This window comes from Streptomyces sp. NPDC002055 (assembly GCF_040296705.1).
Lineage (GTDB): Bacteria > Actinomycetota > Actinomycetes > Streptomycetales > Streptomycetaceae > Streptomyces.
The window spans coordinates 250,139-261,537 of sequence record NZ_JBEOXS010000001.1; the positions used below are offsets into that span (position 1 = coordinate 250,139).

Here is an 11,399-nt window from a genome sequence, read left to right on the forward strand (position 1 = left end):
GCCGCGGCTGCCGCGATATCCCGCAATCGGGGCAAAAGGTGCAAATATCTCGGTATGGGTTGGGAGGATGTTGCCGACGAGCTCTATGGGCTGCCGCCCGAGTCCTTCACCGAGGCCCGGGACGAGGCGGCCCGCGCCGCCCCGCGTGGCCAGGCGGCCAGGATCCGGGCCCTGCGCCGGCCGACACTCGCGGCGTGGGCGGTCAACCTGCTGGTCCGCGGCGAACGGGAGCAGGTGGAGGCGGTGCTCGGGCTGGGGGAGCAGCTGCGCCGGGCCCACCGGGACCTGGACGGACGGCAGTTGCGCGACCTCTCCCAGCAGCAGCACCGACTGGTCGCCGCCCTCTCCGAACAGGCCCGCCGGATCACCGCCGAGGCCGGCCGCCCCGTGCCGGACGGGGCGCTGCGCGAGGTGGAGGCCACCCTTCAGGCGGCGCTGGCCGACCCCGACGCGGCCCGTGAGCTGGCGGCCGGGCGCCTGACCAGGGCCTTCGCCCCGGTGGCGGGCTTCGGTCCGGCGGACGAAGCCACCGTGTACGCGCTGCGCCCGCCCGGGCGGGAAGCCCCCGGCCGCACCGGCCCCCAGGGCCGTGCCGACAGCCCCGCCGAAGGGCGCGCCGGACCGGGCCGGGCGACGCCCCGCGGGAAGAAGGCGGCAGAGGTGGAAGCGACGGGGGCGGGGGAGCCGGCCCCGGTGACCGATCTGACGGAACGCAGCCGGCAGCGCGAGCGCGCCGAACGGGAACGGAGCGAGCGACGGGACCAAGCCCGCCGGGATGCCGAGCACCTCCGGCGGGAGGCTCACGCGCGGGCCGACGAGGCGACCGCGGCGGAACGCGGCCTGGCCGATGCGGAGGACCGCTTCCACCGGGCCCAACGGCACGTGGAGGAACTGACCGAGCAACTGCGGCAGGCCAGGAGCGACCTGTCCGCCGCACGGAGGGAGCGGCGCGCGGCGGGAGCCCCGGCCGAGCGGGCCAGGGACGCGGCGGAACGGGCCAGGGTCCGCGCCGAGGAGGGGGCGGCCGAGGCGGAGCGGGCGAGGAAGCGCCCGCCGGGCCGGCCGGCCGGGCGCGGACGCCGCGGGACCTGACCCGTCGCGGTGCCGGACCGCCGTGAGTCGCCCGGCCGAGTGCGGAGTCCCGTGCGGTCCCCACCGTTCACCGGCGGCCGGAACAGCCCGGAGCCGGCCGGGAGGCGCCGCCTTCGCCTCACGGCTGCCCGTGCGCCGTGCGGACCCCGCCGGGCACCCGGAGAGAACGCGTCAGCGCGGTCAGCCGGGCGGTGGCCGTTCCGTACGGTGTCCCGTCCGGGTGCAGGGTGAGGGACGTGACGATCGAACGGTCGCCCGCACCGACCGTTCCGGTGTGAATGCGGGGAGGAGCGCGGCGAGCGCCAGGGTGGCGAACGCCCGGTGCCCGGTACGCCGTCGGTCGGGGGTGAGCTGCACGGAGGTCCACTTTCCGCGGGGGTTCGGGGGCGCGGTCTCCGGGGCCGGGCCGGAGGCCGGAAGCCCGTTCGGCCCTGCACCGTAGGCCGGGAACGGATGGTCCGGACCTGCGAACTCCGAGGTTCCGGACCGCTGCCACCCGTGCCGCCCCGACCTCCCGTCGGCCTGCCGCCAACCTCCCGTCGGCCTTCGGTCGCCGGGCGGCGCGGGCCGCGCCGCCCGTACGGCGGTGCGCGCGCCCGCTGTTCGAGGGCCGGCGCGTCCGCCATCCGGGTGGCGTCAGGGGGAATGCCTCGCTAGTGGGAATATCTGATATTTAGTCCGTTTCTGCGGAACGTATCGGCCGAGAGCAGGCCCAGGCAGTGGGCCGCACCGAACATGGAGATCCATATGCGCAATCGAGTGATCGTCAGCGCGCTGGTCGTCGCCGCCGGCGCCGCGCTGCTCAGTCCCGTGGGAACCGCGGGTGCCGACGACGGCGCGGCCGCGGTGAACCCGTCGCGCGGCGTTCCGGTCGTCGGCCTCGTCGGCGGCCGCGCGCTGGCCGCGTTCGACTCCGACCGGCCGGAGCACGCGCGTCCGCTGGGCAGGATCGAGGGGCTGCGGGACGACCAGTACCTCGTGGGCATCGACTACCGGGTGCAGGACGGGCGGCTCTACGGCGTGGGGAACCGAGGCGGCGTCTACACCCTCACCACCCCCCGCCTGCGAGGCGGTGGCGGCGGTGAGCCGCAGGTCCGCGCCCGGAAGGTGTCCCAGCTGACCGTTCGCCTCCAGGGCCGGTACTTCGGCGTGGACTTCAACCCGGTCTCCAATCAGCTCCGCATCATCAGTGACACCGGCCAGAACCTGCGGCACCGGTTCGAGGTCCGCGACAACGGCAACGGCAACGGCCGGGCCGTCGACGGCGACGAGCGCTCCAACGCGCGGACCTTCGTCGACGAGCGGCTGACCAATGTCTCGACGTCGTCGACGAACTCCTCGCCCGACAACGCGATGAACTCCTCGCCCGACAACTCCATGAATTCCTCGCCCGACAACGCGATGAACGCTTCGCCGAACTCCTCGATGAACCCGTCGATGACCTCCGGTGACCGCAACGGCGGCCGGGGCCGGGTCGCGACCGGGGTGACGGGCGCCGCGTACAGCAACAACGACCGCAACCCCGGCTCGGGGACGACGCTCTTCGACATCGACACCGATCTGGACCGGCTCTCCATCCAGGCCCCGCCCAACGCGGGAACGCTCAACCCCGTCGGCCGGCTCGGGGTGAACGTCGGCCCCAACGCCGGATTCGACATCCACACCGACCCTCAGCGCGGCACCAACACCGGTTACGCCAGCCTGGGCACGCGCGAGGAGCCGCGAGCCGGTGGTGGCGACCGCGAGCGGCGGGGCTTCTACCAGGTGAACCTGCTCACCGGCCGGGCCCGGCTGATCGGATCCTTCCCCGAGCGGCAGCAGGTCGAGGACGTCGCCGTCCCGACCGACAACCGCTGACCGCGGGCGCATTCGCGCGCCGAACGCCGCCGCCCGCCTGCCGGTTCGTCCGGCAGGCGGGCGGCGGCGCGCTGCCCGGAGCCGACCTCCGCCGCCCGGCCGGAACCTGTCGGTGGCCATCGGCGGCGGGAGGCATTCCGCGGTCCGTGCCGGGGAGGCCCCGCTGACCAGGGGGTGCGGAAGCCCTGCTACCGGTAGCCTGCGGCAACTTCACCGCCCCGGCTGACGGCGGCCGGATCCGTACCGTACGATCTTCACCTGTGACGATCAGTCAATTACACGGCGTTACGCACTGGGGAGAGCTCCCGGGAGTGCCGCTCCGTTGGTCGAGACCCACGGTCCGGCCCGGCGCACTCGCGCGCGACTGAGTCCGCGGAGCATCTCGGCCGAGGTGGTGGCACCGGTCCGGACGGGATGGGTTCGCCATCCGGTTCCCGGACGTTCCCGGCAGTGACCGGGAGCCTTGGCCCAGCGGCCGTACCTTCATATTCCCCCCACCGAAACGATTTTCCGGGCAGGCTTGATGGATGAGCACGTAGCAGTGGCACTGGCGTGGATCTTCGGCGCGTGCACGCTGGCTGCGGCACTGCTGGCCGTTCGCCAGCACCGGGCGCGCACTGCGGAGCGGGCCCGCGCGGCGGAGCGACTGGCGGCGGCCGAGCACCGCGCGGCGGAGACCATCACGGCGCTGGAAGGAGTGCGCGCGGAACTCCGCCATCTCGGCAACCGCCGCATCTCCGGTGCCGTGACCGCACTGACCCACCCCCACCTGGACGTACCCGGCCTGCTGGACCCCCGGTGGGCGGGCAGCGACGTCGACCACGCGAGCCGGCGGGTGCTGGAGCACGTGGGGGAGGCGGTACTCGCGGAACGACAGCGGGTGGACGCGTCCGCCCGGTCCGCGCTGCGCGGCGCGACCACGCGGATCCAGGCGATGAGCTATCGGATGCAGGAGCTGCTCCAGGAGCTGCAACACCGCTACGACGGCGAGAAGGTGATGCAGGACCTGGTCGATGTGGACTTCCTCAACGAACAGATCCTGCGCCGCATCCAGGTCACCGGCATCGTGTCGGACGCCTGGCCGGGGCTGGCCCGCGCCGACTCCTACCTGTCCGAGATCGTGATGGGGGCCAGCTCCCGGCTGCTGGGGTACCAGCGCGTCCAGGTGAGCAACCAGCTCCGGGACCCGATCGCCGTGGTGGCCCGCGCGGTCGAGCCGGTGGCGGTGGTCATCACCGAGCTGCTGGCGAACGCCCTCCACCACTCCCACCCGGACCTGCCCGTCTACGTCATCGTCCAGCAGGGCAACCGGGGCGCCTCGGTGATCGTGGACGACGCCGGCGTCGGCCTGGACACCGACGAGGCCCGGCGCGCGGCCGAGCTGATCACCGGCGGGCACCCCGTCCTGCTGACGGAGCTCGGGGACCCGCCGCGCTCCGGTTTCGCCGCCATCGGACAGCTCTGCCGCGCCTACGGCTTCCAGGCGCACGTCGAGACGAGCGCCTACGGCGGAGTCCGGGCCGTGGTGTTCATCCCCGGCGACCCGCTGCTGACCCTGCTCGACGAGACGCAGCAGCCCCTGTCGGCGCTGGCGCCCCGGCCGCCCGGGGACCGCGCGTTCCACGGTCCGGCGGCCCCCGCCGGGACCGGCGCCGCACCGGACGCCGCCCACGCCCCCGTGGGCCCGGCCCCTGCGGACCCGGCTTTCGCGCCCGACTTCCGGCCCGGAGAGCCCGGAAGCCCGGAAGCGCCCGGAAGCGAGGGAGTACCCGGAAGCCAGGGAGCGGAAGCCGACGCCCTGCCGCGCCGCCGCCGGCGCAACCCCACCCCGGCCGCCGACCGGAGCACGGGCCGCGAGGCCTCCGGCGCGGCACGCGCCCCGGAGGAGGCCGCGGTGAGCGCGGAGAAGTGGGCCGCCCTCCAGCGCGGATCCGTCGCCGGGCGCCACGCCACGCTCTCCGAAGCCGACCGCACCGATGAAGGGAATGGACCCGCATGAGCACGTCCGCACGCCGCCCCCTGACCGAGGACCAGTCCTGGGTGCTGGCACCGCTGCTGGAGGTGCCGCACGTCCGGCATGCCGCGGTCGTCTCCAGCGACGGCTTCGTCCAGGGCCGGTCACCGGAGCTCAGCCGGGAGAGCGCCGAAGGAGTCGCCGCCATGCTCTCCGCCCTCCAGGGCGCGGCCCGCACCACCACGAGCGCCTTCACCGGAGGCTCCGCCGACCTGCGGCAGACCGTCGTCGAGTCGGCGGAGGGCTGGCTGGTGGCCGTGCCCGCCGGAGCCAACGCCTGTCTGGTGGTCTTCGCCGCGCCCGACATCAACATGGGCGTGCTGGCCCACCAGATGCACCTCCAGGTCGGCGCGCTCGGAGCGAAGGCGATGAGCAGCGAACCGCGGCAGAACGCCGCACTGTGATGAGCCCCAGGCCCCACGGCCGGCGGCTGGTACCCCACTACCTGGCCACCGGCGGGCGCGCTCACGACGACCGGGTCCCGCTCGAACGGCTGTCGGTGCTGATGGCGGCGGCCCCCGCCGAGCCCTCGGAGCTCAGCCCCGGGCAACGGCGGGTCCTGGACATCCTGCCGGTGGGCTGTTCGCTGCCGCTCGCCGAGGTCGCCGCCCACCTCGGGCTGCCGTTCAGCATCGCCCGCGTGCTGGCGGCGGACCTCGTGGAAGCCGGCTACCTGCGGTCCCGTCCCCCCATACCTCCCGCTCAGCAGCCCGACCGGGACATTCTGGAGAAACTGATCAATGGACTCTACGCCCTCAAGTCCTAGCGGCGGTCCCGGGCCGCTGCCGGAAGAAGCCCAGCCGCTCCTGGTCAAGGTGCTGATCGCCGGTCCGTTCGGAGTCGGCAAGACCACCATGATCCGCGCGCTGTCCGAGACCCCGCCGTTCCACACCGAGGAGGTGATGACGCAGGCGGGAGCACTGGTGGACGACCTGTCGGGGGTGCGGGAGAAGACCACCACGACCGTCGCCATCGACTTCGGCCGCCGCACCATCGCCGACGACCTGGTCCTCTACCTCTTCGGCACCCCCGGGCAGAAGCGCTTCCTGCCCCTCTGGGAGGACATCGCGGAAGGGGCCCTGGGCGCCCTGGTCCTCGTCGACACCCGGCGCCTGGACGCCTCCTTCGAGGTGATGGACATCATCGAGGAGGCCGGGCTGCGCTACGCCGTGGCCGTCAACGCCTTCCCCGACGCCCCGCTGCACGACGTGGAGACGCTCCGGGACCACCTGGACCTGCTCCCCGACACCCCGCTCGTCGTGTGCGACGCGCGGGACCGCAACCAGTCCGCCGACGCGCTCATCACCCTGGCGCGGCACATCATGGCCCACGCCCCCGTCGGAGCTCCCCGATGACCCACCCCACACCCCCCGGCTCGCTGCCGATGCCGGGCTGCCCCGTCCGCGGCGACCACGCCCTGCTGCGCCTGTACGGACCGGAGTTCGCCGCCGACCCGCACACCGCATACGCCGAACTCCGCCAGTACGGGGACCTGGCCCCGGTCGAGATCGCCCCCGGCGTCAGCGCGATGCTCGTCACCGACTACCGCACCGCACTGGACCTGCTGCACGACACCGACACCTGGTCCCACGACCCGCGGCCCTGGCAGGAGACCATCCCCGAGGACTCGCCGGTCCGGCCGATGCTCGCCTGGCGGCCGAACCCGCTGTTCAACGACGGGGCGGTGCACGCCCGGTACCGCAGTGTCATCACCGACTCGTTCCGCATGATCGAGTCCCATGAGCTGCGCTCCCACGTCCACCGGGCCGCCGACACCCTGATCACTGAGTTCGGCGCCACCGGGCGGGCGGACCTGATCAGCCAGTACGCGCGGGTCCTGCCGATGCTGATGTTCAACCGGCTCTTCGGGTTCGGCGACTCCCACAGCACCCGGCTGATCGACTCCCTCGCGGGCATGATGGAGGGCAACACCCCCGAGGAGGCCGGGCGGGCCAACGCGGCCTTCGAGGCGTATGTCACCGACCTGGTCACCACCAAGAGCCGGGAACGCGGCCACGACCTCACCAGCTGGTTCATCGACCACCCCTCCGGGCTCAGCGCCGAAGAGGTCGTCCACCACGTGGTGCTGACGCTCGGCGCGGGGCTGGAACCCACCACCAACCTCGTCGGGAACGCCCTGGCCCGGATGCTCTCCGACGACCGCTACTACACCACCCTCACCGGCGGCGCGCTCACCGCTCACGACGCCGTCAACGAAGTGCTCTGGCACGACCCGCCGATGGCCAACTACGGGGCCCACTTCCCGCGCCGGGACGTCTACTTCCACGGCACCTGGATCCGGGCCGGCCAGCTCGTGCTCGTCTCGTACGCCGCGGCCAACCTCTCCGTTCCCCGCTGCCCGGAGACCATCGCGACCGGCGCCGGATCCCATCTGGCCTGGTCCGCGGGGCCGCACACCTGCCCCGTCCGGAACCACGCCCAGCTCGTGGCCATCACCGCCATCGAGCGGCTGACCGCCTGGCTCTCCGACATCGAACTCGCCGTCCCGTACGACCAGTTGGAATGGCGTCCGGGAGGCTTCCACCGCGCTCTCGCCACCCTCCCCGCACGGTTCACTCCCCTCGTCCCCGATCCCACCGGAGTCACCCCGTGGAACACCAGTTCACTGCCATCACCCTCGACCCCTCAGGACGGGACCTCCGGGCCGAGGCCGAACGCCTCCGCGACCGCGGCCCGGCCGTCCTGGTAGAGCTCCCCGGCTCGATCCCCGCCTGGTACGTCACCAGCCACGACCTGCTGCAGCAACTCCTCGCCGACCCCCGCGTCTCCAAGGACCCGCGGCAGCACTGGCCGGCCTGGCAGCGCGGTGAACACCACGACAGCTGGCTCCGCTCCTGGGCCGGGGTGAACAACATGTTCACCGCCTACGGGGCCGACCACCGCCGGCTGCGCAAGCTGATATCCCCGGCCTTCACCGCCCACCGCACCAATGCGCTGGAGCCGCGCATCGAAGCCATCACCACCACCCTCCTCGACGGGCTCGCCGAGGCTCCCGCCGGCACCGTCACCGACCTGCGCGCCCGGTTCGCCCAGCCGCTGCCCATGCAGGTCATCTGCGAACTCTTCGGCATCCCCGAGGAGAGCCGCCCCGCCGTGGCCGAGCTGATCGAACGCATCATGGACACCACGGCCACCCCCGAACAGGCCGCCGCCACCGGAGAGATGGTCCAGCAGGCCTTCTCCTCGCTCGTCGCGTACAAGCGGGAGAACCCCGCCGAGGACCTGACCACCACCCTGGTCACCGCCCGCGACGCCGACGGCTCGGGGCTGAGCGAGCCGCAGCTCCTGGACACCCTGCTGCTCGTCGTCGGTGCCGGGCACGAGACGACCGTCAATCTGATCGCCAACGCCGTCCACGGCCTGCTCACCCACCCCGAGCAGCGCAGTCATCTGGACGAGTCCAGGGCGACCTGGAACGACGTGATCGAGGAGACCCTGCGCTGGGCGCCCAGCATCGCCAACCTGCCGCTGCGCTACGCCGTCGAGGACATCGAGCTGCCCGACGGCACGGTCATCCGGCAGGGGGACCCGATCCTCACCACCTACGGAGCCGCCGGATGGGACCCCGCCCGGCACGGGCCGACCGTCGGAGAGTTCGACCTGCTGCGCAAGGACCGTGACCACCTGGCGTTCGGGCACGGCGTCCACTACTGCATCGGCGCACCGCTCGCCCGCATGGAGGCGCGGATCGCCCTGCCGATGCTGTTCGAGCGCTTCCCGGACATGGAGCTCGCCGACGAACCGCTGGAACAGGTCACCGGGTTCATCGCGCACGGCTGGCGCCGGATGCCGCTGCGCCTGACCCCGGCATGAACCGCGGCCGCCGGCCGCCCCGTCCGGGCGCGGCCGGCGGCTCTCCGAGGGGCAGGTGCGCCGGCCGTACATCCGCGTCGGTGTGCCGGCAGTGATCGGGGGCGACGAGGGCCGGCCGGTGCGGTCAGCGGTGCCGGGGCCGGTCGGGCAGGTCGCGGAAACATGCAGGTCAGGCTGGTTGCGAAGGGGCGCGCAGGTCAGGCGGGCTGCACCGACGCTTCGAGGACGGCCTCGACATCGACCGTGACATCCACCAGGTCGCTGACCACCACCCCGCCCTGGTCCACGACGTCGTTCCAACTCACCCCGAAGTCATGGCGGTTGATCCGGGCCCTGGCGCTGAAGCCGGCGCGCTTCCGGGGGCCGAGGTTCTGCCCCTCCTCCCACCAGGGGGTGTCCCACTGGCCCAGATACGTCACGTCGAAGGTGACGGGCCGGGCCGTCCCGCGCACGGTGAGATCGCCGGTCACCGCGAACTCGGTCGCGCTCAGCTGGTCGACGCGCGACCCGACGAACGTCCAGGCCGGATGGTTCTCGACGTCGAAGAAGTCGGCGCTGCGCAGATGGGCGTCCCGCTGCGGCTGACCGGTGTACACCTGGGTCGCGTCGATGGTGGCCTCGATGCGGGCCTTCTCCGGTTCGTCCGGATCCACCTCGATGAAGCCGTGGACGTTCTTGAACTGCCCGCGCACGTAGGTGACCATCATGTGCCGGGCGCAGAACTCCGCGGCGGTGTGCCCCGGCTCGAAGAACCATCGCGTCATGGTCATGGCGGCTCCTGCGGCCTCTGGTCCCCTCCCTCGGCCTCGGTATCCCTCTGTTCAGCCCTCCCCTGCTCAGCGTAGGGCGAGGCCGGGCCGCGGGCATCTGCTGACCGGCCGGGGGCCCTCCTGCCGTGCCGGCCGGTGCCGACCGGTGCCGGTCCGCTCCGTGGGAGGCGAGCCGCGCCGGCCCGTGTCCGTCCGCGTCGAGGGCCCGGCCCGGCGGTTCGTGATCTCCCCGTTTGATCGGACTCGGACAGGGTGCGACGCTGGAGACACCCGCCGGAACCGCCGCCGCGGGCCGGGTGTCGTCATGGACTGGGCGTCGCCACGGACCGGGCCGAAGAGCAGAGGGCGAGCAGCCGGAGAACGGTCCGCTTCCGGTGTCCGTGAGGTACGGGCTCCGGAGGACACCGAAGGTCGGCCCGCGCGCCGTGGCGAGTCCGTGGTCCCACGGACACGGTCGCGGTGCCGCGCACGCGCGGCCGGGGTGCGCATCCGCGGTCCCGGAGAGGTCCGCGGTCCCGGAGCGGGGCGACCGTTCGTCGGCGTGCCGCGCCGACCAGCCGTCAGGAGGCGCCTCATGGATGCACACGCCGTGGTCAGACAACTTCCGCTCCGGCTCACCACCGGAGCCTTCGTGCTCAACTCGGGCCTGACGAAGCGGGAAGCGGACCGGCCCGCGGCCGAGCAGCTGCACGGCTTCGCCTCCACCACCTATCCGTTCCTGGGCACCATGGAGCCGGAGCGGTTCGTCAAGCTGCTGTCCACCGCCGAGATCGCCCTCGGATCGGCGCTGCTGCTGCCCGTGGTGCCGACGGTGGTCGCGGGAGCCGGCCTGACCGCCTTCTCCGCCGGGCTGTTCGGCCTGTACCTGCGGACGCCCGGGATGCGCCGGGAGGGCAGCCTCCGCCCCACCGACCAGGGCATCGCCCTCGCCAAGGACAGCTGGCTGATCGGTATCGGGCTCTCCCTCGTCCTCGACGGCCTTCCCGTCCGCCGACGGAAGGCGCGGCGTCGGCGCCGGTGCTGATGCGGATGCGGCCGGCGGGTTGCCGCCGCGGCCGGCCGACGGAAGCCGGGCGGCCACGCTCACCGGGCTCCGCCCGTCGACGCCCCTGCGAATTCGGAGCCGTATCCCGCGCCAAAGCCGTCCGCCGAGCCGGAGCACGCGCCCGCTTCACGAGAGCCGTACTGCGATCCGGACACCGACTCTGATCCGTACCCCGTACCGGAGCCGAACCCCGACCCGGACCCGGAGCCGTATCCCGAGCCGGAAGGGGAGCCGAACCCTGACCCGGAGCCCGGACACGACAGTTCGCACGGCGACGACCCCGCTCCCCGGCCGTTCTCAGGCGCCGCCCGGGTTCCCGTGCCGCCCGGTTCCGCTACGGGCCGGTGTCAGGCACCGGTCCGCGGAAGAGCCGGCGTGCGGGCGGCGCGGCGACGGAGCTCCGGAGAGCGGCGCAGTCGTCGTCCGCCGCCGGATCCACCATCCAGCGTTCGTCCCCGAGCTTCGACAGAGCCACCGCGGGCCGGTCCGCTCGCGCGTGGGTCACCGCCATGGCGACGAATTGCGACTCCCGGGCGAGCACTGTGCGTTGCGCCCATTCCCTCGGAGCTCGCGACGGCGCGCAGACCCGAGGACGTCCCGAACGGCGGCCCGTGCCGGGCCGCGGCAGCCGCGTGTCCGCCCCGCCCCCGCCCAGCCGAGTTTTGTCGGGAATCTTTGACGTGCTCCCTGGCCTAGGGCGCGTATCGAGTCGTGATCACCGGGTGCTCCGGATGAGGTCTGTAACCCAGATCATCGAGGCGCGCAGGTGGAGGCCGGCGAGGAAGCT

Annotated in this window: 11 protein-coding genes; 9 read left to right on the top strand and 2 right to left on the bottom strand. The window is 73.1% G+C overall.

From position 1 onward, the window contains the following. The first annotated feature begins 54 nt into the window (after positions 1-54). The 8 genes from ABT112_RS01130 (at position 55) to ABT112_RS01165 (ending at position 8,797) form a co-directional block, all read left to right on the top strand. Complete coding sequence (locus ABT112_RS01130; protein WP_351504126.1) at positions 55-1,092, top strand: hypothetical protein; 1,038 nt, start codon at positions 55-57, stop codon at positions 1,090-1,092. Positions 1,093-1,839: 747 nt separating this feature from the next. Beyond that, the gene (locus ABT112_RS01135) at positions 1,840-2,949 is read left to right on the top strand and encodes a DUF4394 domain-containing protein (protein ID WP_351504128.1); all 1,110 of its coding nucleotides are present in this window, start codon (positions 1,840-1,842) and stop codon (positions 2,947-2,949) included. Between the two features lie 523 nt (positions 2,950-3,472). After that, complete coding sequence (locus ABT112_RS01140; RefSeq protein ID WP_351504130.1) at positions 3,473-4,948, top strand: ATP-binding protein; 1,476 nt, start codon at positions 3,473-3,475, stop codon at positions 4,946-4,948. Then, positions 4,945-5,367 (top strand): roadblock/LC7 domain-containing protein, encoded by a 423-nt coding sequence (locus ABT112_RS01145; RefSeq protein ID WP_351504132.1) that lies wholly within the window; start codon positions 4,945-4,947, stop codon positions 5,365-5,367. The genes ABT112_RS01140 and ABT112_RS01145 overlap by 4 nt, the downstream gene beginning before the upstream one ends. Further along, positions 5,367-5,729: a DUF742 domain-containing protein gene (locus tag ABT112_RS01150; protein ID WP_351504134.1), complete on the top strand. Its 363-nt coding sequence runs from the start codon at positions 5,367-5,369 to the stop codon at positions 5,727-5,729. The genes ABT112_RS01145 and ABT112_RS01150 overlap by 1 nt, the downstream gene beginning before the upstream one ends. Next, positions 5,704-6,318, top strand: coding sequence for a GTP-binding protein (locus ABT112_RS01155; protein ID WP_351504136.1), 615 nt, complete (start codon positions 5,704-5,706; stop codon positions 6,316-6,318). Before ABT112_RS01150 ends, ABT112_RS01155 begins: the two co-directional genes overlap by 26 nt. Continuing rightward, positions 6,315-7,673, top strand: coding sequence for a cytochrome P450 (locus ABT112_RS01160; RefSeq protein ID WP_351504138.1), 1,359 nt, complete (start codon positions 6,315-6,317; stop codon positions 7,671-7,673). Before ABT112_RS01155 ends, ABT112_RS01160 begins: the two co-directional genes overlap by 4 nt. Beyond that, on the top strand, positions 7,574-8,797 hold the full coding sequence (locus ABT112_RS01165) for a cytochrome P450 family protein (protein WP_351504139.1): 1,224 nt from the start codon (positions 7,574-7,576) through the stop codon (positions 8,795-8,797). Before ABT112_RS01160 ends, ABT112_RS01165 begins: the two co-directional genes overlap by 100 nt. A gap of 197 nt (positions 8,798-8,994) precedes the next feature. Here ABT112_RS01165 and ABT112_RS01170 read toward each other — a convergent pair whose 3' ends face one another. After that, the gene (locus ABT112_RS01170) at positions 8,995-9,567 is read right to left on the bottom strand and encodes a YceI family protein (protein WP_351504141.1); all 573 of its coding nucleotides are present in this window, start codon (positions 9,565-9,567) and stop codon (positions 8,995-8,997) included. Between the two features lie 574 nt (positions 9,568-10,141). On the opposite strand from ABT112_RS01170, the gene ABT112_RS01175 reads away from it, so the two are divergent. Then, a complete protein-coding gene (locus tag ABT112_RS01175; RefSeq protein WP_351504143.1) occupies positions 10,142-10,591 on the top strand; it encodes a hypothetical protein in 450 nt (149 codons plus the stop codon). Positions 10,592-10,946: 355 nt separating this feature from the next. Here the strand turns inward: ABT112_RS01175 and ABT112_RS01180 are convergent, their stop codons facing one another. Then, the gene (locus tag ABT112_RS01180; RefSeq protein WP_351504146.1) at positions 10,947-11,123 is read right to left on the bottom strand and encodes a hypothetical protein; all 177 of its coding nucleotides are present in this window, start codon (positions 11,121-11,123) and stop codon (positions 10,947-10,949) included. Positions 11,124-11,399: the final 276 nt, after the last annotated feature.

Excerpts from the sequence above, each read along its gene's own strand:
- ABT112_RS01130 (WP_351504126.1), top strand. The coding sequence starts at position 55 with ATGGGTTGGGAGGATGTTGCCGACGAGCTCTATGGGCTGCCGCCCGAG.
- ABT112_RS01135 (WP_351504128.1), top strand. The coding sequence starts at position 1,840 with ATGCGCAATCGAGTGATCGTCAGCGCGCTGGTCGTCGCCGCCGGCGCC.
- ABT112_RS01140 (WP_351504130.1), top strand. The coding sequence starts at position 3,473 with ATGGATGAGCACGTAGCAGTGGCACTGGCGTGGATCTTCGGCGCGTGC.
- ABT112_RS01145 (WP_351504132.1), top strand. The coding sequence starts at position 4,945 with ATGAGCACGTCCGCACGCCGCCCCCTGACCGAGGACCAGTCCTGGGTG.
- ABT112_RS01150 (WP_351504134.1), top strand. The coding sequence starts at position 5,367 with ATGAGCCCCAGGCCCCACGGCCGGCGGCTGGTACCCCACTACCTGGCC.
- ABT112_RS01155 (WP_351504136.1), top strand. The coding sequence starts at position 5,704 with ATGGACTCTACGCCCTCAAGTCCTAGCGGCGGTCCCGGGCCGCTGCCG.
- ABT112_RS01160 (WP_351504138.1), top strand. The coding sequence starts at position 6,315 with ATGACCCACCCCACACCCCCCGGCTCGCTGCCGATGCCGGGCTGCCCC.
- ABT112_RS01170 (WP_351504141.1), bottom strand. The coding sequence starts at position 9,567 with ATGACCATGACGCGATGGTTCTTCGAGCCGGGGCACACCGCCGCGGAG.
- ABT112_RS01175 (WP_351504143.1), top strand. The coding sequence starts at position 10,142 with ATGGATGCACACGCCGTGGTCAGACAACTTCCGCTCCGGCTCACCACC.
- ABT112_RS01180 (WP_351504146.1), bottom strand. The coding sequence starts at position 11,123 with ATGGCGGTGACCCACGCGCGAGCGGACCGGCCCGCGGTGGCTCTGTCG.